Raw genomic sequence first — 25,814 nt, 5'->3', positions numbered from 1 at the left:
TAGAAGGCAAAGGACTTGAGGTATCGAATAAAAAGAGTTACATTAATAAAAAACGGAGGTGGATTTCTATGGACACAGCCACTCACCTTGTTATGGGCGTTACTCTAGGCAGTTTGGCAACATTAGATCCAGCTATAGCACAAAGTGATATTGGGCCACAAGCAGTGATGCTTGCAACAATTGCCGGTTCCAATATTCCTGACATCGATACAGTTTTAAAATTGCGTAATAACGCTAAATATATAAGAAATCATCGCGGGATTACTCATTCCATCCCTGCAGTGATCCTTTGGTCACTCCTTATAAGTGGCATCTCTTTCGCCTTCTTTTCAGACGCTCCCTATCTGCATCTACTACTTTGGTCATTTATTGCCGTCTTTCTTCATGTCTTTGTGGATATTTTCAATGCCTATGGTACACAGGCATTAAGGCCCTTCACAAAAAAATGGGTAGCGCTCGGCATAATTAATACGTTTGATACTGTCATTTTCTTTATCCATATACTTGCTATCACCTGTATGCTTGTCGGAGCACATAAAGGGTATACTGCTTTAGCAGCGTATATATTAATGTTTGTTTACTATATCGGCCGCATTATGATGCATCGAAATATTAAAAGTGTAGTATACAAACGTTTCAAAAATGTAGAGAAAGTAATTATTTCTCCTTCTTACAAATTTTATCATTATCATTTAGCCGTCGTTACAACTGAACATTACTACGTAGCAAGATGGCACCGCGGTAACATCCTTGTATACGATAAATTTAATCGCGTACCGTTCCCGAATACCGCCATTATGCAAGCCGCTGTGCGAGATGAAAATATATCTGCTTTCTTATCTTTCTCGCCTGTATATCGCTGGGATATTTTCGATTATGATAACTATTATGAAGTTCGATTTATTGATTTGCGGTATCGAAGTAAAGATTATTATCCATTCGTCGCAATCGTTCAGCTCGATCAAAATTTAAATATTATTAGTTCATATACAGGATGGATTTTCAGCGAAGAGAAACTTCGAAAGAAACTGGAATTGCTTCCACATTAAAAAAAGCGACCTACGTCGCTTTTTTTAATGTTTCAAATGATCTTCTTGATTGATTAAATGGCTATACTTCGGATTATTTGTACGCATTTCATGAAGGCGCCCTCCATGATTATTAACCCATGTTCGTACCACTTGTTCAGTCATTTCCTCACCTTGGTAACGACCTGATTTAGCATAAGTTGTTCGGAAGTCTTCCCACAGTAATTCAACCCATGCACGAGCTTGTGCGTAAGAAAGGTTGTCATTTTTATCTAATAATTCTTTCGTTAATGTTTCATAAATATCATTCATGTTCTATTCTCCTTTTACCTATTTATTCCCTTAATTTCTAAAGGATAGTTTCTTCTATTTTGCACATTCTATAAGTGATACTTCTTAAAGAGGTATCAACTGATAATGAGGGGGCGTTCTTAATGGGTAGACAAGCCGAATTTTGGTCTGAGTCAAAAAACAACAGCAAAATCGACAGTCAACCGAAAGCGAAATCACGCTTCGCTTCGAAACGACCTAACGGCACAATTAACACGCACCCACAAGAGCGTATGCGTGCTGCAAATCAGCAGGAAGAGTAGTACAAATTAAATTCCTACACGAGGTGATAAAGATGAGCTACCGTGACCATTTAGATCGTCGTTCTGAATTATTTAACCATACGTGGACTCGTCCAAAACATGCGAAGGCGCAAGTTAACGGACAGACGCAACAAACCCAGTCTCTCATTATACTGGCAAACGAATGTAAAAAACGCCAATTTTAGAATCTCCTATCTCCTTTAACGCCTACCAAAGATGAAAACCAGAGAGATTCGCTCTCTGGTTTTTATTTTTCTTGTAGCAAGGAAATTGGTATTCCAATCTCTTCATTATCATGTTGCTTATATCCCCAAGCAAATACCCCATTGAAATACGTAATTTTAAATACCACACCAGGTTCTTCTACTAATTCATATGTCTCACCAATATGGAATTTATTTATATCTATCATATAAGCACGAGCCATAGCCATTTTTCTCATTAATACATCGAATTCATTTACAATTCCAAGTTGCTCAGCCTTTACTGCTTGCTCCTTCAAAACCCCAATTTCTTCCCTTAGCTCATGTGGTGTCATTTCACTGTAGCGTTTTGGCGTACCCATCTTATTTCCTCATCCCTCTTCACGTTTCATTTGTAAAAATATATCTATCTCATCAATAGAGAATCCTTTTCGATATAACGCTTGCTTCACCTTATTTTCGAATGTCCAACCATCATACTTCTTATATTTCTCATAATATTTATTCCCATGATAGTGTAACGCTTCTTCTTGCTGTTCGTCATCTTTTTCGTCTTTCAATTCTTCCAAGCAAATTTGAATCACATCTCTAGAATATCCTTTACGAACAAGCATTTCATCTAACTTTAGCTTCATTTGTAAAAATGAATGCTTTTGATAAGATTTTTTCTTCTTTTCTATAAGAAACAAAGCATTCTCCATTTGCTTCTCCTTTGGATACTCTTGTAAACTATGTGTAATGATTAAATCCTGAACACCTTTACTTAATAGCCCTCTCCTAATAACAGTTGGACCTTTTTGATTCACATTACTTTGCGTTCGCACGTATGAAATAGCGTACTCTTTATCATTAATATATCGATCATGTAATAATTTCGAAACGACTTCAGAGATGATGGCCTGTCCCACTTCTTTTTTTCGTAAGAAATCTTCTATTTCTTGTTTTGTTCTCATTTGATAGGATAAATAGGAAATCGCTTGTAAATATGCTTTTTGTACCTCTTCATTGTACAAAATATTCCCTAACGCTACTTCATCAATTTCTAAGCCTTTTTGTAACCCATGTTTCATTAAGATTGATTGATTCACACTAAACCCGTACTCTTCGCCTTGACCTTTATCAATATAAATATTAAATCGTTCTTTCGATCGTTTTTGCACTTCTATTTTTGTAATGACAGTCATACTCTCACCTCTCTATTATTTTAACATAGTCAAGGAACGTTTTTTCTTTTCAAGAATATATATAATGAGGAGGAAATGATTGTGAAAATCGCAATTTCTGGTGGCTCTGGCTTTATAGGCAAATCCCTTTCTAGTTTTTTTATTCAAAAGGGATTTACTGTTTACATTCTTACTCGAAAAAAAATTGCTGAAACTTCACACACTAACCTTCAATACGTACAGTGGACACCGGATTTACAGACCTTCCCTCTCTCCTCTATCGATGTAGTTATTAATCTAGCCGGAGAATCTATTAATAGTAGATGGACAAAAAAACAAAAAGAATCAATTTTAAACAGTAGAATTCAAACAACAAAAGGACTCATTAAACAATTACAAACACTTGAAACAAAGCCACACACATTTATTAATGCAAGTGCCATTGGATACTATGGGACATCTGAAACCGAATCTTTTACAGAACAGCAAGAGACTCCAGGAGATGACTTTTTAGCAAACACAGTATATTTGTGGGAGCAAGAAGCATCTAAAGCCCGCTCCATTGGAATAAGAACTGTCTACACAAGATTTGGAGTCGTATTAGGCGCAGATGGAGGAGCTCTTCCAAAAATGCTACTTCCCTATCAATTATATATCGGCGGTACACTTGGATCTGGAAACCAATGGTTATCATGGATTCATATAGACGATGTCGTTCGCATGATTGATTTCATCATTCACAAAAAAGAAATTGACGGACCTTTTAATATTACAGCGCCAACGCCAATACGGATGAAAGAGTTCGGTGAAATTATTGCCACTATAACTAGGCGACCTCATTGGCTACCTGTTCCTTCATTTGTACTTCGCGCTTTACTCGGTGAGATGAGTATACTTGTATTAGAAGGGCAACATGTATTACCCAATAAAGCTATTAAACATGGATATCAATACACATTTCCAACAGTTAACCATGCATTACAAAATATCCTCTTGCATACAATGTAGTACTTTTAAAATACAGTTTTACGGGTAGTCTATCTCCTCCAAGACTTCTTACTTTTTAAACACCGGAGCATTACTACACGAAAAACCTTTCAGTTACTTTGTCTAAACCTATTCTACACATTACAAGGTGACGGAAATGAGGTCTCTATGAAAATATTGCTCAAACAAGCCATTGTATATCCTATTACATCCCAAAAGTTTCAAGGAGATGTACTCGTTATAGGAGAACGCATTGCCGCGGTCAAACCTCATATTGATACTACTCAGGATATGACCGTTATAGATGCACGAGCTCTTCATCTCTTGCCTGGATTTATTGATGTTCATACTCACCTTGGCCTCTACGATGAAGGTACTGGTTGGGCTGGTAATGATGCAAATGAAACATCCGAAGTTTCAACACCACATATCCGTTCTTTAGACGGGATTCATCCTTTTGATATTGCATTTCAAGACGCTGTACAAAATGGTGTTACGACTGTTCACGTGATGCCCGGAAGCCAAAACATTATCGGCGGTACTACTTGCGTAATAAAAACTGCTGGAACTTGTATAGATCATATGATTATTCAGGAACCTGCTGGTTTAAAAATTGCCTTTGGAGAAAACCCTAAAAAGTTCCATAGTAACGGTACAAAAGAATCAATAACACGTATGGGAATTATGGGGTTACTTCGTGAATCATTCTATGACGCACAACACTACGGGCATGAAGCTGATTTTCGAATGCTACCTATTTTAAAAGCACTCCGCCGAGAAATACCGGTACGTATCCACGCTCACCGCGCAGATGATATCACTTCAGCTTTACGCTTTGCGACAGAATTCAATCTTGATTTACGTATTGAACATTGTACAGAAGGACACTTTATTGTTGAAGAGCTTTCGAAACACAATTTAAAAGTTTCAGTTGGACCTACTCTTACGCGACGTTCGAAAATCGAACTTAAAAACAAAACGTGGGATACTTATCATATTTTATCGAAAAATGGAGTAGAAGTTTCTATTACAACCGACCACCCTTATACACCAATTCAATATTTAAATGTTTGCGCTGCCATTGCAGTAAGAGAAGGATTAGATGAGAAAACAGCGTTGGAAGGAATCACTATTTTCCCAGCTCGAAATTTACGTTTGGAGGATAGAATTGGAAGCATTGATGTTGGAAAAGATGCTGACCTCGTGTTATGGACACATCATCCTTTCCATTATTTAGCCAAGCCTGTACTCACTATGATTGACGGAAAAATAATTTACAAAAAAAATAAAAAAAACTAGTTTATTTTTTTGACTAGATACAGTATTATACGATTATAAACTGAATGAAACCATAATCAATTTGTGTCGTGATTATCATTTTCAAATTGATGAATGGGGAAGGCAAATGGTGCGCCACCAGCGTTAGAAACTGGTTCTAGTGGGTTCGATTCCCACCCCGAAATTTTTTAAAGATTGATATAAAAATTTCGAGGGTGGGTGCTTTTTCGTCATGCTACCCTCGTGTGAGGAGGAGTTAGTGTGTTGAAAAAACGCGACTTACACGACAGCCACGTTCTATACGAATTAATGGTGGATCCTGCTGTCTTCCCTTTTGTGCGTCAAAAGGCCTATTCTTATGAAGAATATTTATTTTTAACGAAACAAACAATCGAAGCCGAAGAGCGTGGAGAATTAATCTCACGCACAATTTTAGATGAATGGGGTAACCCCATCGGCACAATTACTTTATTTGATGTGCAAGAAAAAGCTGGATTCCTCGGAACTTGGCTTGGCAAACCATATCATGGTAAAGGATATAATAAATTGGCGAAAGATTCATTTTTTAGCGAACTTTTCTATGAATTAGATATTGAAACGATTTTTATGCGTATTCGTAAAATAAATATTCGGTCTATTAAAGCTGCCGAAAAACTACAATATGTAAATCTAGCAAACGAAACAAGAAAAGCCGTTTATGATGAAATTAACGCGCATGAAGAAGTATATAATTTATATGAAATTCCAAAAGATCAGTATACACTTGCAACAATGCGAGATACAACATTCCAAGAAGCACACCAATTAAAAGAAGCGTAATCTAAAAATTCAGAAATAATAATCAATCATTACTAGTTTGACATATATGTATATCACCCCATGTCTTTGGAAACGATAGATAGTGACTTTAGGACACGAGGTGATTTGTAATGGATAAAAAGAAACGTGATAAAGCAAAAAACACATTATCTAGTACACAAGAAGTTCTCTATCAGCGAGAATTTCGAAAAGCAGATCGTGCAGCGGGCTATCGCTCAAAAAGTATTTAAAGTGAAACTGAATAATTAGAAGGTTTCCCCCCTAATTATTCAGTTTCATTACATAAGATTTTCCAATGAATTAGCAAAAAAGGTTCCTTATTTATAAGGAACCTTTTTTGTGGACAACCTTATCCACAAAAACCGTAGAATTGTGCATAAATTACAAAAGTATTTTACGAATTCATTTATTTAAATGAATTCTAAACGTGAGAATTGTGGATAATTTTCTAAAAATTGTGGATTATGTGGATATAGCTGTTAATATTCCGATTTTACTGTCTAATGAAAGCGTAATCCTTTGTGGATAAAGTGAAACTTTAATCAGTGGGAGTTTTGTTTATCCCCACTGATTATTAGCCCTCACCAATCGGGCTTTTGCGGGCAGTTAATCCCCACCTAACTTCTTTGCTTTCGCTGAATTTTGAGGTAGGGGTCTTACTGCCCACAAATAGCGGGATAAGTTAATAATTCACGTTTATTTTTTTTTACAACAATAAAAAAACCCTCTTTAAATGCTTAAAAGAGGGTTTCATATTAAGTAAAAGATTCGGCAAGAACTGGTGATTTAATAGGTATATGATTCGGCTCTGCATGATTTTCTGCCAAAATTGTATCCACAATATGACCAGCTGGCTCAGGACGATAAATACTTTTCATTGCTTCTTTCATCTGAAGAAGCTTCATATCATCTTGTAATAACGCCTCTGTTTTTGCAAAAACTTCACTATCATCACGAATTACAACTGCAGCCCCTTTTTTTTCAAAATACAACGCATTTTCATTCTCTTGTCCTGGGACAGGTTTATATAAAATGACAGGTACTTGTAATGCAGCTGCTTCGCTTAATGTAATACCACCTGGCTTCGTAATCATACAAGAAGTAACACGGAACAATTCATCAATGTTTTCAACATAACCAAATACTTTTAAAGCATCAGAACCTTGTTCCTGTAGTTCCATTAAATCCTGCTTTAAAGCTTCGTTTTTCCCACAAACGACAACTACTTGTAAGTTTGGTACTGACATAAATGACTGGCATAGCTCTTTTACACTCCCTAGCACACCATGAGCACCTGCTACAATTAGTAACATCTTTTTATCCTTACATAACTGATATTTATTATATATAATTGCTGGATTTATCTTTAGCTCAAAACTGCTACGAATCGGAATCCCTGTTTCAACAATTTGTTCTGCAGGTACACCGATATCAACCATCACTTTTTTCACATGATCGGTTGCTACAAAATAACGATCTACTTCTCGATGGATCCATATTTTATGCACGCAAAAATCCGTTAATACGTTATAAACAGGAATAGAAATACCTATTTGCTTTTTCAATTCTGGTACAGCGATGATTGGAAAGGTATTAATAACAATATCCGGTTTCTCCACCTGTAATAGCGTCTTCAAACGCTTTCTCCCAAAATTCGCATACCAAGATGCTATTTTTTTATCATAAATTTTCTCTACACCATAATAAAACAAACGATATAATTCTTTTCCTACCGTATAGCTTTTTAAATATAAATATTTTGTAATATCGGTTATAACTGGATGTGATTCTCCAAACAAGTCGCATACAATTACATCTTCGATTCCTTTTTGGCGAAATGTTTGTTCTAATGTTTTTGCCACTTGCACATGACCGTTACCGTAATGTGCAGTTAATATTAAAACCTTGGGGTTTTTTATCAAACAAATCCACTCCTAGCTTTTTGTTTCTCCATATTGCATATACGACAATAGGAAAAACATTTTCCTTAAAAACTACATACTCGGATTCTAATACTTTCCTGTTAGCTATGTATCTGTCGTGGATATGCAAAGCATATAAGATTGACCCCTTAATCCTATCTGTGCTCATATCTTTACATTATACTTTCCTATAAGAGCTTTCGCAATAACTTACAAATGTTCTATATTCCATAATACTCACTCTTTTACTTCTTAATTCTTTTTACTATTTTGATTTCCCTTTACAATTATGTAAATTTCTCCGCTTATTCTTTACAAAAATATGGATATTCCCTTTTCAGTATACTCTTTTCTAAATATATACTCTAGATTTTATTATGAAGAAACAAAAAGCCTAACCAAATGTTTAGGTTAGACTGCTTGTAAAATATGTTTTGCATGTTCAACATTTTCTTCTGTCGGTGGATTCACATCCGCAAGTGGATACTTATGTCCAAGTGCCTCCCATTTATAAACACCGAGCTTATGATATGGCAACACTTCCACTTTCTTAACATTAGATAGACTTTGAATAAAGTTTGATAATTTTTGCAAATCCTCTTCACCATCGGTAACACCAGGAACCAATACATGTCTTACCCAAATTGGTTTCTTTCTATCCGATAAATAACGAGCAAATTGTAAAATGTGTTCATTTGGTTTCCCTGTTAATTTACGATGTTTCTTTGAATCAATATGCTTCAAATCCAATAAAACTAAATCTGTATACTCCATTAAAATATCTAGCTTATTTTGGAATTCTGGTTCTTCAGAATAACAACCGCCAGAAGAATCGATTGTTGTATGGATACCAGCTTCTTTGCACTTTTTAAACAACTGGGTTAAGAAGTCTAGCTGTAATAGTGGCTCTCCACCGCTAACTGTTATACCGCCTCCAGAAGCTTCAATAAATGGAAGGTAACATGTCACATCCTGCATCACTTCTTCAACTGTTATTTCTTTACCTTTACCGATTTCCCATGTATCAGCATTATGACAATATTGACAACGTAATAAACACCCTTGTGTAAATATGACATAACGAATCCCTGGGCCATCAACAGTACCACAAGACTCTACAGAATGTATTCTTCCTTTTACCATGTTACTTCCTCCTTTATTGAAACAGCCTCCCTCCGCTATATATTAAAAGCGGAGGGACACTTTTTTCACTTACATGCTTTCATGCATTGTACGGTTTATTACATCAATTTGTTGTTCACGAGTTAATTTAATAAAGTTAACAGCGTAACCAGATACACGAATTGTTAATTGTGGATATTTTTCAGGATGCTCCATTGCATCCATTAATGTTTCACGGTTAAATACGTTAATATTTAAGTGGTGTCCTTCTTTTATTGCATATCCATCAAGCATAGATACTAAGTTGCGTACTTGTACATCATCTTCTTTACCAAGTGCTTTTGGAATAATAGAGAATGTATTTGAAATACCATCTTGTGCATCTTCATATGGTAATTTAGCTACAGATAATAATGATGCTAATGCACCTTTTGTATCACGGCCATGCATTGGGTTTGCGCCCGGTGCAAATGGTTCTCCAGTACGACGTCCATCTGGAGTGTTACCAGTTTTCTTACCGTATACAACGTTAGATGTGATTGTTAAGATTGACATTGTATGAACAGAATTACGGTATGTTTTATGTTTGCGAATCTTGTTCATAAATGTTTTCACAAGATTTACTGCGATTTCATCTACACGATCATCATTGTTACCGTATTTAGGGAAATCTCCCTCAATTTCGAAATCAACTGCAATACCATTTTCATCACGAATTGGTTTTACTTGTGCATATTTAATTGCACTTAAAGAGTCTGCTACTACAGATAATCCAGCGATACCTGTTGCCATTGTACGAAGAACATTTGTATCGTGAAGTGCCATTTCAATACGTTCATAGCTATATTTATCGTGCATATAGTGAATTACATTTAATGTATTTAAGTATAGACCAGCTAACCATTCCATTGTCATATCGAATTTACGCATAACTTCTTCATAATCTAATACTTCAGAAGTAATTGGTGCGTATTCAGGACCAACTTGTGCTTTTGACTTTTCATCTTTACCACCGTTAACCGCATATAGTAATGCTTTCGCTAAGTTTGCACGTGCTCCGAAGAACTGCATTTGTTTACCAATTCTCATTGCTGATACACAACAAGCAATACCGTAGTCATCACCGTAGTCAGCACGCATAATGTCATCATTTTCGTATTGAATTGCTGATGTTTTAATAGACATTTTTGCACAGTAGTTTTTAAAGTTCTCTGGTAATTGTTTAGACCAAAGAACTGTTAAGTTTGGTTCTGGTGCTGGTCCTAAATTATCTAATGTATGCAAGAAACGGAATGAGTTTTTTGTTACTAACGGACGACCGTCTAACGCCATACCACCGATAGATTCAGTTACCCAAGTTGGATCTCCAGAGAATAGTTCATTATAATCGGGTGTTCTTGCAAATTTCACAAGACGTAATTTCATAATGAAATGGTCAACAATTTCTTGTGCTTTTTCTTCTGTTAAAGTACCATTTGCTAAATCTCTTTCAATGTAAACATCTAAGAATGTAGAGGTACGTCCAAGGCTCATTGCTGCCCCATTTTGCTCTTTAATTGCTGCAAGATAAGCAAAGTATAACCATTGGAAGGCCTCTTGTGCATTTGTAGCTGGCTTAGAAATATCGAATCCATGAGAAGCAGCCATCTGTTTTAACTCTTGAAGTGCACGCATTTGCTCAGATAATTCTTCACGTAAACGCATTGTATCTTCGCTCATTACACCGCCAGTTAAATTATAATCAGCTTTTTTCGCTTCAATTAAATGATCTATACCATATAGCGCTACGCGGCGATAGTCACCGATAATACGTCCACGTCCATACGCATCTGGAAGACCAGTAATAACACCTGATTTACGAGCCGCTTTCATTTCTGGTGTGTATGCATCAAATACACCTTGATTATGAGTTTTACGCCAGTCTCTGAAAATCTTGCTAAGTTCTTTATCCATTTCATATCCATACGCTTCACAAGCTTGTTCTGCCATACGAATACCACCATATGGTTGTAAAGAACGTTTAAATGGTTTATCAGTTTGGAAACCGACCACTTTTTCAATATCTTTATTTAAATATCCTGGTTCATGTGATGTAATAGAAGAAACAATTTTTGTATCCATATCAAGAACGCCACCGTTTTCACGTTCCTTTGTTGTTAAATCCATTACTTGATCCCAAAGTTGTTTCGTTGCTTCAGTTGCTTCCGCTAAGAAAGAGTCTTCTCCTTCGTAAACGTTTACATTATTTAAAATGAAATCGCGAACATCAATCTCTGCTTTCCATTTTTCACCTTTAAAGTTTTCCCACGCGCTTTTTACATTTTCTAATACTTGAGTCATCCTAATCTCCTCCATTTTTGATTAGTACAGGACTACGTTTTTTTATATAACAGCTTACACACTTAGAATACTACTTTTTTTCGGAAGTGGACGAAATAGTTGTGACATGTTTGTGAAATATTGAGCAAACTACTACATACATAGTGTTAACCTCATATAAAACTCTTTAGAATTAACCCTTTCTTTAATTGTATTTTTTTGGTATTCTTATATACGAGTCCTATTTTGTAATATAAGAACGATACCCATTGTAGAGCTGTAATACTCTTATCTCCTAATCTGTTATAGTTTTTATAACAGAGCAAAAAAGTGTACATACGTTGTACACTTTTTTTGTTACCACTATAAAACATCTCTTTTTCTATTTCCATCGTAAAATCCACCACGACTGTTTGTTAATACAATTAATTGCTCTAATCCTTCTATATGATCACCAATAATTCGAAGGACAGCTGGAGGATGACCTATTTTTGCGAAATGTTCACTAGGACGAATACGGTTCATCTTATCAACATCGACACGACTTACACAAGCGATTTCAAAACCTGAAAGTACAGCTTTCACTTGTGCTACACAAGGTGACAATAATGATTTATACCCTATTTCCTTCAAACAAGTACGACTAAACGCATTAGGTACAGCAATAAGAGAGCCTACTCCTAAATCTTTTCTATCACAAGCTAAATTTACTGCATATTTAAATGCTGTTACAAGATGAAGTGGTACTCTCAAATCTAAATAATGATTTAAATCATTTAATGCGACATCCGTTCCATCTGCAATAGCTTTTGCAAAGGGATATAGCTCACTAGCTGGAATAACAAAGTCACCGTCTATAAATAAAACAATTTCTCCTTTTGCAAAATAAGTTCCAAGCGAACGCCCCACATCGTTTCCAAGTGCTTCTTTATACACAATTGTTGTTGCTCCCTTGTCTTTTGCAATTGTTGCCGTTTTATCGGACGAACCATTTACAACAACGATGATTTCAAAAGGTTCAATTTTGCGAAGCTCTTCTATAACGTTTCCAATTGTTTTCTCTTCATTTTGCACAGGAATAATTACCGATAATTGCTCTCCTTTATACAAATTAGATGTAACGCCCCATCCTTGATAAAAATCTTCAAAATTTAGAGTATGATAGACACTCTCTCTTTTCCTATTTCCATCATAATATCCTCCGCGCCCATCGCTGCCTAATATCCGCTCTGCTACAGCTTCTATATGATCACCTATCATTCGTTTTTCAGATTGAGAAAGATCCGTGCCATATGCAGCATGCTCGAATGGACGAAATTTATTTGGCGTAATAACGTCAATTGCACAATGACGACTAATTCTCCATTTACTTTGTGCTAGGCGTAGATGAGCCACAATAGGATTAACAAAACATTCGTCTCCAATACTTTGCACAACTTCCTTCGTCAGCGCATGAGGTACAGATAATAAAGAATCAATTTTTAATTCTTCACGCTCTAACATTGCATTTAATATTTGGCGCCATACTGTCACGGAGTGCGGTTTTTGTTTCTTTAAAAATAATGCGTCCAAATTATTTAAAACGATGTCCGCCTGATCATGTAAAATCGGATTAAGGAATAATTGTAATTTTGAAGTTTGAATAGCAAAATCTCCATCTACAAACAGTAATACATCACCTATCGCATGTTTTGCACCAACTGCGCGTCCAACGTCGTTACCAAGTGACTCTTTATGCTGGATTACTGTACATCCTAAGCTCTCAGCAATCGCTTCTGTACCATCATTACAACCATTTGCTACTACAATAATCTCTACTGGATTCAATGGTTTTACCGATTGAACCACATCTGAAATCGTATCCACTTCATTACATACGGGAATAATAACTGATAACGACTTAGCCATTGTTTTCTTCACGAAACCATTTAATAGTTTCTTTCAATCCTTGTTCCCACGTTACTTTCGCTTGAAACTGAACGAGTTCTCTTAATTTCGTTACGTCTGGTCTTCTATTTGGAATCTCTTCAAATCCATGTGGATATACTTCCTCAAATGGAACGTGCACAATTTTGGAAATAGACTTCGTTAATTTTTTTATATCTTCCGCTACTACCCTTATATTTTTTTCATTCTCAGAACCTATATTAATAATTTCACCATTTACCTTCTCATCCATTGCACGAATTGTTGCCTCGACCGCATCACTTACATACGTAAAGCAGCGTGTCTGCTTTCCATCTCCATACACGAGAATATCGTCACCTTGCAAAGCCGCACGAATAAATCGTGGAATTACTCCTGCGTACGGACCATCTTTCGCTCTTGGACCATAAATATTAAAATAACGAACAATCGTTACAGGTAAACCTTCTAATGCGTACCCTAAACATAATGTTTCCTCTAACGTTTTACAAATTGCATAACTCCAACGTATTTTGGAAGTTGCACCGTATAAACGATCTCCTTCTTCAGAGAATGGCGGCTCTCCCTTTCCATATACTTCAGAAGTAGATGCAAATACTACTTTCTTCTTCCCTTTTAACGCTGCTTGTAAAATATTTCTCGTTCCATCGAAATTTGTTTCAATAAGCTCTACACTTTTTTCCATTGTAGTTTTGACTCCCAAAATTGCAGCTAAATGAAACACCACATCATGTTGATTCACTAATTCATAAATTGAATTTTTATCTAAAACGCTTATTGAAATAACCCGGAGCTCTTTCATTAACTCATTATGATATTTATTTTTTCCTTTATAGAAGTTATCCACAATAGTAACTTCATAACCTCTTTTCACCAACTCTTCAGCTAAATGCGAACCAATAAATCCTGCTCCACCTGTAATTAAACATTTTTCACTCATACACTCACCTTCTTTACGATTCCACGTGTATCTATTAATCGCTCAATCCCTTTAAAAAGATTCCAATCGATGCTAGAGTGATCCGTTACAATTAAAATACAATTTGCTTGTTTAATTCTTTGTTCATCTAATGGAACAGATTGATATAGTGTATCTCCAATTTTCGCTGTAGAAATATACGGATCATGATATTCTATCTTGTATCCTTCTTTTATTAATAATTGAATAATTGGCAACGCCGGTGATTCTCTCAAATCATTTACATCTTTCTTATATGCAATCCCTACTATTAAAACCGTTGCGGGTGATTGCACCACACCTTTTACTTTCCCGATTATTTTCGCTGGCATTTCTTCATTAATTACATGTGCTGCCTCAATTAATTGACTAATTGCTCCAGCCTTTCTTATTCTCCATTGAAAATATAAAGGATCTACCGGAATACAGTGTCCTCCTATTCCTGGTCCTGGCCAATACGGAGTAAATCCAAACGGTTTTGTAGATGCCGCTTCAAGCACCTCATAAAAATTAATATTCAAACTTTCACAAAGTATATTTAACTCATTTACTAATGAAATATTAACTAAGCGCTGAATATTTTCAAATAGCTTACACATCTCGGCCACTTTCGGAGAGCTAACTGGAACGACTACATCAAATATAGTGCTATACAAATCCTGTACTTTTTGTTTACACTGCTCGGTTTGTCCACTAATAACTTTTGGAATCGTTTCAACTGAATACTGGCCATTCGCTGGATCAATTCGCTCTGGAGAATACCCAATATAATAATCTTCTCCTACCTTTTTACCTGTTTGAGAAATAATCGGAATGATAACTTCCTCCAGTGTACCTGGATATGTGGAGCTTTCAAAAATGAAGGTTTGTCCTTCTTGAAGGTGTTGTTGTATATAATGGGAGGCTGAAACGAGTGCACTTAAATCGGGTTCTTTATTCTCATTAATTGGCGTTGGCACAGTCACAATAACATACTCACTATTTTGGAACTCCGCAACACCTTTATCTGGTGTATTTACTATTAATTTTCTCTCGTTCAATAAATTTTGTAATACGTTAGAAGAAACATCAGGAATATAACTTTCTCCTTTAATTATTGATTCTATCTTCCTAGTATCTTTATCTAATCCAAGTACAGCATGTCCTTTTTCTGCAAAAAGGACCGCTAAAGGAAGGCCAACATATCCTAATCCAATAATGGTGACTTTACTACTAGCACTCATCTATATTCTCTTCTTCCCTTCTCAATTGTAGTATTATATCTCTATCCCTTTCTCCGTCTGTAAAACTCCCGCGCCCATTCGTATGTTGTAATAAATAAGCAATCGCCTCAAGCTGATCACCGAAAATACGATCGAATGCAGGAATTCTTCCATTTACAAACCCATGTTGCTCTGGACGTACTCGATTTGTTTTTATAACATCTACAAATTCCACTGCTGTAATAGAGCATTCTTCTAAAATAGCTTTCATTTGAGCTAATGGTGGAATGATAAGGGAATCATATCCAATTTTCTCTATTACCTTTTTATGCATAGCATGTGGCACTGCCGTTAATGAGTTGTTCCATAAATCTGGTCGTTTCGCTACCAAATTCACGAAATATTTCCCCATACTAATTGGATCTGCCGGGTGAAACATATCTAACAAACATTGCAAATCATTTAACGCCACATCATTTCCGTCTTCAATAGCATGCAAAAATGGAATTAGCTTTTTTGCCGGAATAGCAAAATCACCATCAACAAATAAACAAATATCTGCCGTAGCATGCATAGCCCCTATCGCTCGTGCTACATTATGTCCAAGTGCCTTCGCGAATTCAACTACAATAACATTCTCTAGCTTTGCTTGTTTAATTGTCTCGGCATCTGCTCCATTCGCAACAACTATAATTTCATCTACACCTGCCTTTTTCACTTCCTGTATGACAGATCTTATAGTCATTTTTTCTTCTGATACGGGTATAATAGCACTGTATTTCGCTTTTTCCTTTTGTAATAAAACTGGTTTATACTTCCCTATAAACTCTCTATCCCTGTTTCCCTCCGAAAAACCGCCACGTTTACCATATGTTTCGATTGCGTATTGCAAAGCACACAAATGATCACCCATAATACGACTAGTCGCCTTCGGATAAGGAGAACCAGGTGATGTACCCGTATGCACAGGACGAACCTTATTCGTGTGAATTACATCGACCGAAGCCATATCGGCAATATCTACTCCTCTAGACATCGCCATCGCTTGAAATAGTGCTGGATCTGCTAAATTCCACCACCCAAGATTCTCAATAACATCCCGATTCATCGCATGTGGAATTGCGATTAAAGAACCAACAACAAGCTCTTTTTTATTCAAATAACGATTCAACATGAATTTTCCAACTGTCGTATAGTGTGGTCTCATCTTTAAATAAACAGACCATGTTAAATTATTCACAACAATTTGGTGCCCTTGCTGAACTCCTTTCACGAAACGTTGTAGCTCTTTACTCTCAATAACGATGTCACCATCTAAAAACAATACAATTTCACCTTTTGCTTCTCTAGCTCCAATTGCCCTTCCTACATCATTACCAAGAGAATGTTTATAATAAATTACATGGCAACTATGCTGTAATGCGACTTCATTCGTTCCATCTGTCGATCCATTATCTACTACAATAATTTCATACGGCTTCAGCTTCTCCACTTCTACTAAAACTTGTGATAAAGTACTTGCTTCATTATGCACTGGAATAACAACTGATATTCTCATACTTGTATCACTCTTACCCTTCCAAGCGAACATAAGCAATAATAGGAATACGCACAAGTACATCTTCAGGTGGTCCATAAGAAGGAGATGTACGAACACTTACTGCCCCGTCCGTAACAGATAAAAGAATACCTGCAACAATTTCGGCCGCTGTCACAACTTGCACTAATTCACCAACATGGTTACGCAATTCATCAGTAAATAACATATATAAGTCTCCTTTCTTACACTTCTTTCATTGATATAATACTTGTAAATGGTAATAAAACTTCAGTTCCTATTCCTTCTTGCAGCGTTAAGAAATCGTCACCAACTGCTACAATAACACCTATTAACTGTCCAACTGTCACAGTAATTTCTACGTTTTTACCTAAATATTGCTTTGCAATTTCCTTAAAAGGTGATGTATTGCATTCTTTTAAAATGTTACAAATAATAGATTGAAATTGACTTGATTCTATAAACTCTTCCGTAGCTTGCTTAGAATTTCTTTGAATAAATCTCGCAAAGTTTTGTGAAAATAAAAGTCGTTCCACAGCAGGCAGTAACTTGTCATCTAAAAAATAGCCTAATTGTCTATTAAACAGTCTGGATAATTTATGCCAATATTTTCTGAACAGACACATATGCTTCTCCTCCTATTATTTTTAAAGTATAAAAATTTACATCCATACATCTTAATTTATACAAAGCAGACTTTTTTTGTGATAGGTAAGGCATACATTTTCTAAAAGAAATAATTGTTTCAGAGCATAAAAAAAGATCGATAGTTTCCCATCTGTCTTTATATATATATTAATTTTCAATTGTCACAATGGCAGCTACGCCGTAATACACAAAATTCGTTTCGCATTGCGTGCATGATGCTTATGTATACTCATAAACCTCCCATTTTCCATTTATTTCATCATCGAACCACACATATATTTCCTCAATACAAAAAAGACTATCCAAAAGGATAGCCTCTTACACTTCAATATTCCGCAACATCGTATAAATGTCGTTATTCACTTTACCAAATGATTTAATGTTATTTTGAATGTTAGATAATAAAACCACATATACACTACCATTTTTACTAAAACCATTTAAGCAATTCCAACCTGGCATTACACCGTGATTTGAATAGCTTCCTGGATCTACATACCAGCCAAATCCGTAATCCTTTTTCACAGCTGTAAACATTTGATCATAACTCTCTTTTGAAATTAATTTTCCAGAAAAGAGTGCTTCATTAAATAAATATAAATCATGCGCGCTTGTATATATATCACCGCAACCATATAGTTGTGACATGCTCGGAATGTTAGGTGTTGTCATGTTATTATTCACTATTTTATAACCTGTCGATGGAAACCTTGTTTGCTCTAACGCTTTACCGAAACCAGAATGCTTCATACCAGCAGTAGCAAAAATATGTTGTTTAATATATTCTTCTAATGGTTGTCCACTTACCTTCTCAGCAATGTAAGCAAGTATAGAGTAGTTCGAATCTGAATACTTCCATTTCTCTCCTGGTCCTGCAATACGCTTTTGGTTTCCTATTCGTTTTATCAACTCTTCATGAGAAATATCTTCTTTTCCCTGCTCATATTCCGGAATGCCTGATGTATGTGTTAATAGATGTTTTAACTGAATGCTATTACCTTGAGGAAAGTCTGGAATATACTTTGCAACTGTATCCTCTACTTGTAACTTATTTTGATCTTTTAATTGCATAATAGCAGTCGCCACAAATGCTTTTGAAATAGAACCAATATAAAAGGTCGTCTCTGAATTATTCGGCACTTGCTTCTCTTTATTAGCCATGCCGTATCCTTTATTCACAAGAACTTTCCCATTCTTCACAATAACAGCTGTCCCACTAAATCCCATGCTCTGTAAATATTGATCCAATTGAGCGTTTTCATTAATTTCTTGAGGCGGTCCTTCAGCAGGTTTCTCTATAACTTGCGCCTGTTTTATCTGTTCTTCCTGTTCTTTTTGTTTTCTTTGTTTTTCAGCTTCTTGCCTTTTCACTTCTTCTATCTTTTTTATCTCTTCTCGCTTCTTCATTTCTGCTGCTGCTTTTAAAGTTTCTTCTTTTTTATTATGCGCAACAATTTTTGTATACATGAAATATACAAGTGAAAATAGTAGGACGAGAATGATTGTTCTTTTTATGTATACAATCGGACGACGTACTTTCCCATTAACAGTATTTTTTTCCTGATCCATGATTACCTTTTTCCCCTTATTTACCGATAATTTAATTCATCTACACAAGACTTTCTCCAAATCATTTCAGTAGATTATAGACATTCCATTCTATGTCATCCCTACTTTATCATGCGCTGAACATATTACCAACCTATATGTATAAAAAAGAAAAAGAAAATTTACAAAAGTAAGATTCCCTTTAAAATTTCAACATAATAAAAGAGGATATCCTGTAAAAGACTGGTGTTATCAATCTTTTTGGATATCCTCTTATCTAACTATTTATACGTGTTTTTTCATATCATCGGCAACAGATTCAACATTTGTACCTACGATAACTTGTACACTTGTGTTACTTAATTTCATAACGCCTTTTGCACCTGCGCGTTTTAATGCTGGTTCATTTACTAAACCTGCATCTTTCACTTGTAAGCGTAAACGCGTTGCACAGTTATCAATAACTGTTAAGTTTTCTTTTCCGCCTAAAGCTGCTACGTAAGTTTCACCAATTGAACCTGCAACTGGTGCATCACCCTCTTCAGCTAACTCATCGTCATCTTCACGACCAGGAGTTTTTAAGTCGAACTTCTTAATTAAGAAGTAGAATACTACGAAGTAAATTGCTGCGTAAATTAAACCGATTCCTGCTAGTAACACTGGTTTTGTTGCAATACCAAAGTTTAAGAAGTAATCAATTGCACCGGCACTAAATGTGAAACCATCGTGAATGCCAAGTGATGTTGTTACGAATAAAGATATACCTGTTAACACGGCATGAATACCATATAATAATGGTGATAAGAACATGAATGAGAATTCAATAGGTTCTGTAATACCAGTTAAGAATGAAGTTAATGCTAGGCCACCTAACATACCTGTAACCATTTTACGTTTTTCTGGTTTAGCAGCTGCAATCATTGCAAAACATGCTGCTGGTAAACCGAACATCATAACTGGGAAGAAACCAGTCATAAACATACCTGCTGTTTTATCCCCTGCAAGGAAGCGAGCGATATCACCATTTACAACATTACCTGCTGCATTTGTAAAGTCACCAAATACGAACCAGAAATATGTGTTCATTACATGGTGTAAACCAATTGGGATTAATAGACGGTTTAATAAACCAAATAGACCTGAACCAACTGCACCTAAATTAACAATTCCATGAGCTAATGCATCGATACCATTTTGAATTGCTGGCCAAATTTGTGCGAATAGAATTCCTAATATTAGCATTACAACCGATGTAACAATCGGAACAAAACGTTTTCCAGCAAAGAAACCTAACCATTCTGGAAGTTTAATTTTATGGAATTTATTATAAAGGAATCCTGCTATAACACCGACAATAATACCACCTAAAACTTTCATATCCACTTTAGTCGATAATTCGGCTGCCTTAGATACTTGTGTCATTGTATCTGCAAGCTTAGATGGATCTACATTTGCGCTATTTCCTATTAAATCTTGGACTTTACCTAATTTATCTTGTAATTCTGCAGTAGAATATCCCTTACTAAGTGCATCAATACTGTTTTTCATAACTAGATAACCAATTGCACCTGCAAGACCTGCTGCACCACTACCATCAACTGAAAGACCGATTGCAATACCAATTGCAAAAATAAGTGCTAAATTATCAAAAACCGCTGCGCCGGCCTGTGCCATAACAGGAATATTAAATACATCTGGTTGCCCTAAACGAAGCAATAATCCTGCTGCTGGTAGTACGGCGATTGGAAGCATTAACGCTTTACCAATACGTTGTAAAAACTGCAACATCTTAATTCCCCCTATCAAATTTATGAAATCGTTATCATTATAAGTACGCTTTAGAAAACGCTTTCTATTTACATAACCATAATAACATATAGTTGTATAGATGTGTAGTTTTTATTTCCGAACTTTTTATGGATAAATCTCCTATTTCCAAACTGTTATATAAAAGGAAATTTTTCCTTTTATAACACGGAATAATCGAAACTGAAGACTCACTATAGAACATTCAACTTTCGTTTTATCATTCCACTTTTTCATGTTATTATTTATTTCCGAGCATATCGGGAAAAGTAAACTTAGCTAATTCTAAATAGGAGCGTTGGTACTATGCAGTGCATTGAAACAAACAACTTACAGCAGTTGTTAGAACAAGTAAAACCATATACGAAAAAAGGAAAACTTGCTACTTATATCCCCGAACTAGGAAATGCAAATCCAAATGATCTAGGGATTGCCATTTTCCATAAAGAAACAGAATATATCCATGCTGGTAACTCACAAACACTATTTACTCTTCAAAGTATTTCTAAAGTAATTACACTTGCTCTTGCCCTTTTAGACCGTGGTGAAGAATATGTATTTTCTAAAGTTGGAATGGAACCAACTGGTGACCCATTTAATTCTATTATTAAGCTTGAAACAACAAGTTCTTCCAAGCCTCTTAATCCAATGATTAATGCGGGTGCATTAGCTATTACAAGTATGCTAGCTGGTAATGATAACGAGGAGAAGATGGAACGCATTCTTCAATTTGTGCGTGATATAACAGACAATCCTACTATTAGTTATTCTTCTAAAGTTGCCACTTCTGAATTAGAAACAGCTTACTTAAACCGTTCTCTTTGTTACTATATGAAACAAAATGGCATCATCGATAACGATATTGAAGAACTTATGGATTTATATACGCGTCAATGTGCAATTGAGGTTAACTGTATCGACCTAGCACGTATTGGTTTAATCTTTGCAATGGATGGATATGATCCTTATAAAAAGAAACAGATCATCCCTAAACATATTACGAAAATTTGTAAAACATTTATGGTTACTTGCGGGATGTATAATGAATCTGGTGAATTTGCAATTCGTGTTGGAATCCCTGCAAAAAGTGGTGTAGCGGGCGGCATTTTCGGCTGCGTAAAAGGCGAAATGGGAATCGGTATTTTCGGACCAGCTTTAGATGCAAACGGAAATAGTATCGCTGGTTTTAAAATTCTTGAATTACTTTCTGCCCAAGAAGGTTGGAGTATGTTTTAATTTAGAAGTTATCCTGCTATATTGGCAGGATTTTTTATTTCACAAAAAATCCGTTCTACTAGGCATCAACACAATTCAAAAAACAGTAATAAAAGTTCTCTTTATTATGCATATTTGCTCCCCCCTCCTGAATAATATAGTACAACCTAGCGCTGTATGTGGAGGTGTAAAAGATGAAACTCATATTTCAAATGGAGAAACAACCTGTTCTCGAAAAAACAATTCTTCTTTTTATATTGAGTATTGTAGAAAGTTTGAAACTAAAAGTTGTTTCACTCGATGAATCTCACCGATACATATTCAATTTAGAAGTGCTTGAACTATTAATGGATCGGAACATCGATGATCAAGTATTAGAACTTATTCATTTCGGAATGGGACTTGAAGACATTTACCATGTACTTCCCGAAGAACTTGAGCATAGTATTGAAGAACTGAAATGGCTTTGTATTCAAGTTTTAAGTGAGTACAGTATGCATGATGAAGAATGTGCACAACTAATTGAAGATATACGCTAAAAAGCACCTATGCAGGTGCTTTTACTTTTTTAAACCTTTTTACACCAAAGATTTGTATAATACTTACAATCTTTCATTACCGTGAAAAGATTTCACGTCGATATATGCAATTTTTTAGTGTATTTCCAAGGAAATACTCGAATACTGTTTTCCCTATCCTTCTTACAACAATTGATCAATTCCAATAAGAATTAATAACACACCTGCAATTATAGTTGCCCATTTCCCTAAGTATTCAGCTAAAAATCTTTTACCAACATACGTAAAACCACTAATACAAATAAAACTAAAAACTCCAGAAATACATGCCGTAAGCCAAAGATTTAAATTTGTTACTCCAGCATCAAATCCACCTGCAATATTGTTTATGGACAATGCAACTCCTAAAACAATTGCTTCAGAAAAACTAATTGTTTTAGAACCATCAAAATCTGCTTTTTCTGGATCACGTAAAACCCCCATAAGTACACTACTATCTTTAGATTCTACGGTATCTTTTTGACTCAAGAAAGGCTGACATAAAATAAACACCCCGATTATTCCTAAAACGACTGCTCCAATAATGTTTGCTGTGAACTCTGAAATAAATAATGCGATCCAATTCCCAAAAAATCCAGCTAGTAAAGTAAATAAAAATCCAAAAAATGCGATGATAAAATTGTTAAGCCACGAAATTCGAATTTTACGAATGCCATATGCAATCCCAACACCTGCATTATCTAAATTAGACGCAATCCCGATTAAAAAAATTGAAAATAAACCTGCCGTACTCATCGTACAGTCACCCCTTTTCTCACTTTTCGTTGCATATTATGAAAATGTTGAGCAACTGTGCCTGTCTGTTTCATATACTTGTAATAAATGCTCAACATTTTTTCAACGATAGACAATAGAAAAGGAGTGCCTACATTATGCCCAATGGAAATCCAAATGAGCGGCTCGGTAAATTAATAAAGAAACTGTTAAAGGAGCGTGCTCTATCTATGCGCCAACTAGGAACACTTACAAATATTGATCCTGCAACAATTTCAAGAATAATTAATGGCAAACAACAACCGAAGCAAAACCATTTACAAAAATTCGCAAACTGTCTACAAGTTCCACCGCAATTATTACTTGATGAAATGTACCCTAACTCTCCACACATAAATAAGGAAAAAGCAGATATGTACACATCTCTCGATACAATTCAACAAACATTACAATCCTCTAACCTATTCGACTTCGAATACACAACAACTCGTGTAAAACAAGAACTTGAAAATTACGAGCGCTATGCTCAAACTACTGAAGGCGAAAAACGTATTCACGAGAGTTTCAAAAGTAAAATAGAACAAATTGATAGTGCTGGTCCTTTCATTGAGCAATTAACAAATATGTACCAACAATTTTGTACAGAAACCATTTCAACCGAAGAGCGTGCAATTATTGGGGGTGCCTTACTATATTTCATTTTATCAACAGACATTATCCCCGATTATCTTTTTCCAATCGGCTATTTAGATGATGCGATTGCCGTTGAATTAGCTAAAGAGAAATTAATTGAAATAAAACGAAAAACATAGAAAAATAAAGAACTATTTCAGTTGTTTATGTTCAACTCTGAAATAGTTCACTAAAAAAGCGTACAAGTACATACCTGTACAATTTCAATATACTAATCTATTTTTTTGTATGACACCATTCATATATGAACGCTGTTATTACTTTTGTAAATTCAATTAACTGCTCAACTTCAACTTTCTCATTTATTGAATGAGCTTCTTCTAATGTACCTGGTCCGTAAATAACAGCTGGAATGTTAAACTCACTAAACCATCCGCCATCAGTTACCGTTGCTGACATATCTAAAATTGCATTTTTAGATAAAATAGATTCATGTACTGAACTTAGCGTTTTGACAGCAACATGTTCGCTATCTACTTCTAAAGAAGGAAAAATTTCGCCACGATCCACAATCATTGATTCTCCGCCCCACTTAAATTGTGGTGGGTTCTCTCTTAACCATGGATCTGCTGCTGCCACTTTTCCTAAATACTCTTCTATTTCTTCTATTATTTGTTCATGCGTTTCATTTGGATAAAAATGTACGGTTATCCACAATCGGCACTCATCCGCAATAAATGCCGCATGACGTCCTCCTTCAATAACAGCTGGATTAATTGTTGTTGTTCCAGATGGATAGCCTTCATATGTTTTCATGACTGCCCAATGACGCTCTAATTCTTGTAAGCTTTGGACAATCTTCATCATTTTCTCAATCGCACTCGCTCCAAATAGACGTCCTCCAGCATGGATCATTTGTCTACGTGTTGCATCATGAAACGTTTGCGGGCTTTTCACTGTAATCCATCCAGTAATTACGCCGCCCTGCCCTTGCATATGTAAATTACTTGTATCAACTACTACTGCAAAATCAGCATCATAACCACGCTTACAACATTGAAGTGTCCCTGCTTCTCCTACTTCTTCGCCAATTACCGATTGAAAAATTAAATCTCCAGGTAATTCAATCCCCACTTCTTCTAAAAGCTGAATAGCAAATAAGGCTCCAGCTAGTCCACCTTTCATATCTGCCGCGCCTCTCCCAACTAACCAACCATCTTTTATAAACGGCTCAAACGGCTTTGTTTCCCACGGTTCGTCCTTTGATACTTCTGCAACATCTATATGTCCATTAATAATGAGACTTTTATGTGACTCACTTGCTGTCCCCTTTTTCACTCCAACAACATTCGGATCATTTGGATATACATCCCATTTATCAATACTAAAATTTCGTTTTTTTAGAAACTCCGCAACAAATTCTTGCGCCCCATTTGTATTTCTTGCTGGTGGTGCTGGTGTTTCAAAACGAATTAAAGTTTTTGTAAGTTCTAGTAGCTCCTCTTTTCGTAAATCAATCTGTTCTAATAGCTGTGAAACTTCTCGATTCATTGCTAATTCCCCTTTGCATACGTAGTATGTTTCCAGCTTTATT

General features: G+C 35.6%; 27 protein-coding genes. 10 read left to right on the top strand and 17 right to left on the bottom strand.

Going from position 1 to position 25,814, the window contains the following annotated elements; all coding sequences use genetic code 11:
* The first annotated feature begins 68 nt into the window (after positions 1-68).
* Entirely contained in the window at positions 69-1,049 is a 981-nt protein-coding gene (locus MKX37_RS02545) for a metal-dependent hydrolase (protein WP_078422267.1), read from the top strand.
* Between the two features lie 24 nt (positions 1,050-1,073).
* Here MKX37_RS02545 and MKX37_RS02540 read toward each other — a convergent pair whose 3' ends face one another.
* The gene (locus MKX37_RS02540; RefSeq protein WP_002010328.1) at positions 1,074-1,340 is read right to left on the bottom strand and encodes a YfhJ family protein; all 267 of its coding nucleotides are present in this window, start codon (positions 1,338-1,340) and stop codon (positions 1,074-1,076) included.
* A gap of 122 nt (positions 1,341-1,462) precedes the next feature.
* Between MKX37_RS02540 and MKX37_RS02535 the strand changes: the two genes are divergently transcribed.
* Together MKX37_RS02535 and MKX37_RS02530 are read left to right on the top strand one after the other, a co-directional pair.
* Positions 1,463-1,621 (top strand): small, acid-soluble spore protein K, encoded by a 159-nt coding sequence (locus tag MKX37_RS02535; protein WP_002125059.1) that lies wholly within the window; start codon positions 1,463-1,465, stop codon positions 1,619-1,621.
* Between the two features lie 32 nt (positions 1,622-1,653).
* Positions 1,654-1,806: a YpzG family protein gene (locus MKX37_RS02530; protein WP_002010325.1), complete on the top strand. Its 153-nt coding sequence runs from the start codon at positions 1,654-1,656 to the stop codon at positions 1,804-1,806.
* Between the two features lie 62 nt (positions 1,807-1,868).
* Here MKX37_RS02530 and MKX37_RS02525 read toward each other — a convergent pair whose 3' ends face one another.
* Together MKX37_RS02525 and recX are read right to left on the bottom strand one after the other, a co-directional pair.
* On the bottom strand, positions 1,869-2,186 hold the full coding sequence (locus tag MKX37_RS02525) for a YfhH family protein (RefSeq protein ID WP_002010323.1): 318 nt from the start codon (positions 2,184-2,186) through the stop codon (positions 1,869-1,871).
* Between the two features lie 9 nt (positions 2,187-2,195).
* Complete coding sequence (recX, locus tag MKX37_RS02520) at positions 2,196-3,008, bottom strand: recombination regulator RecX (RefSeq protein WP_002125056.1); 813 nt, start codon at positions 3,006-3,008, stop codon at positions 2,196-2,198.
* Positions 3,009-3,089: 81 nt separating this feature from the next.
* Here recX and MKX37_RS02515 point away from each other — a divergent pair, with 81 nt between their 5' ends.
* The 4 genes from MKX37_RS02515 to MKX37_RS02500 all read left to right on the top strand — a co-directional run bounded on the left by MKX37_RS02515 (position 3,090) and on the right by MKX37_RS02500 (position 6,301).
* Positions 3,090-3,995: a TIGR01777 family oxidoreductase gene (locus tag MKX37_RS02515; protein ID WP_002140287.1), complete on the top strand. Its 906-nt coding sequence runs from the start codon at positions 3,090-3,092 to the stop codon at positions 3,993-3,995.
* Between the two features lie 147 nt (positions 3,996-4,142).
* Entirely contained in the window at positions 4,143-5,273 is a 1,131-nt protein-coding gene (locus tag MKX37_RS02510) for an amidohydrolase (protein ID WP_002010318.1), read from the top strand.
* Positions 5,274-5,513: 240 nt separating this feature from the next.
* Positions 5,514-6,071, top strand: a complete 558-nt coding sequence (locus MKX37_RS02505; RefSeq protein WP_002091129.1) for a GNAT family N-acetyltransferase — start codon at positions 5,514-5,516, stop codon at positions 6,069-6,071.
* 110 nt (positions 6,072-6,181) lie between these two features.
* Positions 6,182-6,301, top strand: a complete 120-nt coding sequence (locus tag MKX37_RS02500) for a YfhE family protein (protein ID WP_000358484.1) — start codon at positions 6,182-6,184, stop codon at positions 6,299-6,301.
* A gap of 525 nt (positions 6,302-6,826) precedes the next feature.
* Here MKX37_RS02500 and MKX37_RS02495 read toward each other — a convergent pair.
* The 12 genes from MKX37_RS02495 to nagE all read right to left on the bottom strand — a co-directional run bounded on the left by MKX37_RS02495 (position 6,827) and on the right by nagE (position 21,062).
* The gene (locus MKX37_RS02495) at positions 6,827-7,993 is read right to left on the bottom strand and encodes a diglucosyl diacylglycerol synthase (protein WP_002125051.1); all 1,167 of its coding nucleotides are present in this window, start codon (positions 7,991-7,993) and stop codon (positions 6,827-6,829) included.
* A gap of 411 nt (positions 7,994-8,404) precedes the next feature.
* Entirely contained in the window at positions 8,405-9,136 is a 732-nt protein-coding gene (gene pflA / locus MKX37_RS02490; RefSeq protein WP_002010313.1) for a pyruvate formate-lyase-activating protein, read from the bottom strand.
* 69 nt (positions 9,137-9,205) lie between these two features.
* On the bottom strand, positions 9,206-11,455 hold the full coding sequence (gene pflB, locus MKX37_RS02485; protein WP_002029623.1) for a formate C-acetyltransferase: 2,250 nt from the start codon (positions 11,453-11,455) through the stop codon (positions 9,206-9,208).
* A gap of 152 nt (positions 11,456-11,607) precedes the next feature.
* Positions 11,608-11,826 (bottom strand): hypothetical protein, encoded by a 219-nt coding sequence (locus MKX37_RS02480; protein ID WP_002125049.1) that lies wholly within the window; start codon positions 11,824-11,826, stop codon positions 11,608-11,610.
* On the bottom strand, positions 11,798-13,342 hold the full coding sequence (locus MKX37_RS02475) for a glycosyltransferase family 2 protein (RefSeq protein WP_078422268.1): 1,545 nt from the start codon (positions 13,340-13,342) through the stop codon (positions 11,798-11,800). The genes MKX37_RS02480 and MKX37_RS02475 overlap by 29 nt, the downstream gene beginning before the upstream one ends.
* Positions 13,335-14,300 carry an NAD-dependent epimerase/dehydratase family protein gene (locus tag MKX37_RS02470; protein ID WP_078422269.1) on the bottom strand — a complete coding sequence of 322 codons (966 nt, stop codon included), beginning with the start codon at positions 14,298-14,300 and terminating at the stop codon, positions 13,335-13,337. Before MKX37_RS02470 ends, MKX37_RS02475 begins: the two co-directional genes overlap by 8 nt.
* Positions 14,297-15,541, bottom strand: a complete 1,245-nt coding sequence (locus MKX37_RS02465; protein WP_078422270.1) for a nucleotide sugar dehydrogenase — start codon at positions 15,539-15,541, stop codon at positions 14,297-14,299. The genes MKX37_RS02470 and MKX37_RS02465 overlap by 4 nt, the downstream gene beginning before the upstream one ends.
* Positions 15,531-17,078 carry a glycosyltransferase family 2 protein gene (locus MKX37_RS02460; RefSeq protein WP_078422271.1) on the bottom strand — a complete coding sequence of 516 codons (1,548 nt, stop codon included), beginning with the start codon at positions 17,076-17,078 and terminating at the stop codon, positions 15,531-15,533. Before MKX37_RS02460 ends, MKX37_RS02465 begins: the two co-directional genes overlap by 11 nt.
* A gap of 13 nt (positions 17,079-17,091) precedes the next feature.
* The gene (locus tag MKX37_RS02455; RefSeq protein WP_002125042.1) at positions 17,092-17,286 is read right to left on the bottom strand and encodes a hypothetical protein; all 195 of its coding nucleotides are present in this window, start codon (positions 17,284-17,286) and stop codon (positions 17,092-17,094) included.
* A gap of 16 nt (positions 17,287-17,302) precedes the next feature.
* A complete protein-coding gene (locus MKX37_RS02450; RefSeq protein ID WP_002125041.1) occupies positions 17,303-17,704 on the bottom strand; it encodes a hypothetical protein in 402 nt (133 codons plus the stop codon).
* Positions 17,705-18,044: 340 nt separating this feature from the next.
* Entirely contained in the window at positions 18,045-19,295 is a 1,251-nt protein-coding gene (locus MKX37_RS02445) for a serine hydrolase domain-containing protein (RefSeq protein ID WP_002132176.1), read from the bottom strand.
* 264 nt (positions 19,296-19,559) lie between these two features.
* Positions 19,560-21,062, bottom strand: a complete 1,503-nt coding sequence (nagE, locus tag MKX37_RS02440) for an N-acetylglucosamine-specific PTS transporter subunit IIBC (RefSeq protein WP_003187209.1) — start codon at positions 21,060-21,062, stop codon at positions 19,560-19,562.
* Positions 21,063-21,386: 324 nt separating this feature from the next.
* Between nagE and glsA the strand changes: the two genes are divergently transcribed.
* Together glsA and MKX37_RS02430 are read left to right on the top strand one after the other, a co-directional pair.
* Positions 21,387-22,316, top strand: coding sequence for a glutaminase A (glsA, locus tag MKX37_RS02435; protein ID WP_002029606.1), 930 nt, complete (start codon positions 21,387-21,389; stop codon positions 22,314-22,316).
* Between the two features lie 173 nt (positions 22,317-22,489).
* The gene (locus MKX37_RS02430) at positions 22,490-22,834 is read left to right on the top strand and encodes a DUF3969 family protein (protein WP_002125038.1); all 345 of its coding nucleotides are present in this window, start codon (positions 22,490-22,492) and stop codon (positions 22,832-22,834) included.
* A gap of 162 nt (positions 22,835-22,996) precedes the next feature.
* Here the strand turns inward: MKX37_RS02430 and ytaF are convergent, their stop codons facing one another.
* Positions 22,997-23,608 (bottom strand): sporulation membrane protein YtaF, encoded by a 612-nt coding sequence (gene ytaF / locus MKX37_RS02425; RefSeq protein WP_002125037.1) that lies wholly within the window; start codon positions 23,606-23,608, stop codon positions 22,997-22,999.
* Positions 23,609-23,745: 137 nt separating this feature from the next.
* Between ytaF and MKX37_RS02420 the strand changes: the two genes are divergently transcribed.
* On the top strand, positions 23,746-24,399 hold the full coding sequence (locus MKX37_RS02420) for a helix-turn-helix domain-containing protein (protein WP_002029602.1): 654 nt from the start codon (positions 23,746-23,748) through the stop codon (positions 24,397-24,399).
* A 97-nt stretch (positions 24,400-24,496) separates the two neighbouring features.
* On the opposite strand, the gene MKX37_RS02415 is transcribed toward MKX37_RS02420, so the two are convergent.
* Positions 24,497-25,771 (bottom strand): acetylornithine deacetylase, encoded by a 1,275-nt coding sequence (locus MKX37_RS02415; RefSeq protein WP_002169222.1) that lies wholly within the window; start codon positions 25,769-25,771, stop codon positions 24,497-24,499.
* Positions 25,772-25,814: the final 43 nt, after the last annotated feature.

This window comes from Bacillus sp. FSL R5-0709 (assembly GCF_038004785.1).
GTDB lineage: Bacteria > Bacillota > Bacilli > Bacillales > Bacillaceae_G > Bacillus_A > Bacillus_A mycoides.
This window is presented reverse-complemented; position numbering and strand designations above follow the sequence as displayed.

What these genes read in the sequence shown, in the direction of transcription:
- MKX37_RS02525 (WP_002010323.1), bottom strand. Translation starts at nt 2,186, where the DNA reads ATGGGTACGCCAAAACGCTACAGTGAAATGACACCACATGAGCTAAGG.
- MKX37_RS02455 (WP_002125042.1), bottom strand. Translation starts at nt 17,286, where the DNA reads ATGTTATTTACTGATGAATTGCGTAACCATGTTGGTGAATTAGTGCAA.
- nagE (WP_003187209.1), bottom strand. Translation starts at nt 21,062, where the DNA reads ATGTTGCAGTTTTTACAACGTATTGGTAAAGCGTTAATGCTTCCAATC.
- MKX37_RS02475 (WP_078422268.1), bottom strand. Translation starts at nt 13,342, where the DNA reads ATGGCTAAGTCGTTATCAGTTATTATTCCCGTATGTAATGAAGTGGAT.
- MKX37_RS02430 (WP_002125038.1), top strand. Translation starts at nt 22,490, where the DNA reads ATGAAACTCATATTTCAAATGGAGAAACAACCTGTTCTCGAAAAAACA.
- MKX37_RS02500 (WP_000358484.1), top strand. Translation starts at nt 6,182, where the DNA reads ATGGATAAAAAGAAACGTGATAAAGCAAAAAACACATTATCTAGTACA.
- glsA (WP_002029606.1), top strand. Translation starts at nt 21,387, where the DNA reads ATGCAGTGCATTGAAACAAACAACTTACAGCAGTTGTTAGAACAAGTA.
- MKX37_RS02460 (WP_078422271.1), bottom strand. Translation starts at nt 17,078, where the DNA reads ATGAGAATATCAGTTGTTATTCCAGTGCATAATGAAGCAAGTACTTTA.
- MKX37_RS02415 (WP_002169222.1), bottom strand. Translation starts at nt 25,771, where the DNA reads ATGAATCGAGAAGTTTCACAGCTATTAGAACAGATTGATTTACGAAAA.
- pflA (WP_002010313.1), bottom strand. Translation starts at nt 9,136, where the DNA reads ATGGTAAAAGGAAGAATACATTCTGTAGAGTCTTGTGGTACTGTTGAT.
- MKX37_RS02445 (WP_002132176.1), bottom strand. Translation starts at nt 19,295, where the DNA reads ATGGATCAGGAAAAAAATACTGTTAATGGGAAAGTACGTCGTCCGATT.
- MKX37_RS02465 (WP_078422270.1), bottom strand. Translation starts at nt 15,541, where the DNA reads ATGAGTGCTAGTAGTAAAGTCACCATTATTGGATTAGGATATGTTGGC.
- ytaF (WP_002125037.1), bottom strand. Translation starts at nt 23,608, where the DNA reads ATGAGTACGGCAGGTTTATTTTCAATTTTTTTAATCGGGATTGCGTCT.
- MKX37_RS02450 (WP_002125041.1), bottom strand. Translation starts at nt 17,704, where the DNA reads ATGTGTCTGTTCAGAAAATATTGGCATAAATTATCCAGACTGTTTAAT.
- MKX37_RS02530 (WP_002010325.1), top strand. Translation starts at nt 1,654, where the DNA reads ATGAGCTACCGTGACCATTTAGATCGTCGTTCTGAATTATTTAACCAT.
- MKX37_RS02540 (WP_002010328.1), bottom strand. Translation starts at nt 1,340, where the DNA reads ATGAATGATATTTATGAAACATTAACGAAAGAATTATTAGATAAAAAT.
- MKX37_RS02470 (WP_078422269.1), bottom strand. Translation starts at nt 14,300, where the DNA reads ATGAGTGAAAAATGTTTAATTACAGGTGGAGCAGGATTTATTGGTTCG.
- recX (WP_002125056.1), bottom strand. Translation starts at nt 3,008, where the DNA reads ATGACTGTCATTACAAAAATAGAAGTGCAAAAACGATCGAAAGAACGA.
- pflB (WP_002029623.1), bottom strand. Translation starts at nt 11,455, where the DNA reads ATGACTCAAGTATTAGAAAATGTAAAAAGCGCGTGGGAAAACTTTAAA.
- MKX37_RS02545 (WP_078422267.1), top strand. Translation starts at nt 69, where the DNA reads ATGGACACAGCCACTCACCTTGTTATGGGCGTTACTCTAGGCAGTTTG.
- MKX37_RS02420 (WP_002029602.1), top strand. Translation starts at nt 23,746, where the DNA reads ATGCCCAATGGAAATCCAAATGAGCGGCTCGGTAAATTAATAAAGAAA.
- MKX37_RS02480 (WP_002125049.1), bottom strand. Translation starts at nt 11,826, where the DNA reads ATGGAAATAGAAAAAGAGATGTTTTATAGTGGTAACAAAAAAAGTGTA.
- MKX37_RS02510 (WP_002010318.1), top strand. Translation starts at nt 4,143, where the DNA reads ATGAAAATATTGCTCAAACAAGCCATTGTATATCCTATTACATCCCAA.
- MKX37_RS02535 (WP_002125059.1), top strand. Translation starts at nt 1,463, where the DNA reads ATGGGTAGACAAGCCGAATTTTGGTCTGAGTCAAAAAACAACAGCAAA.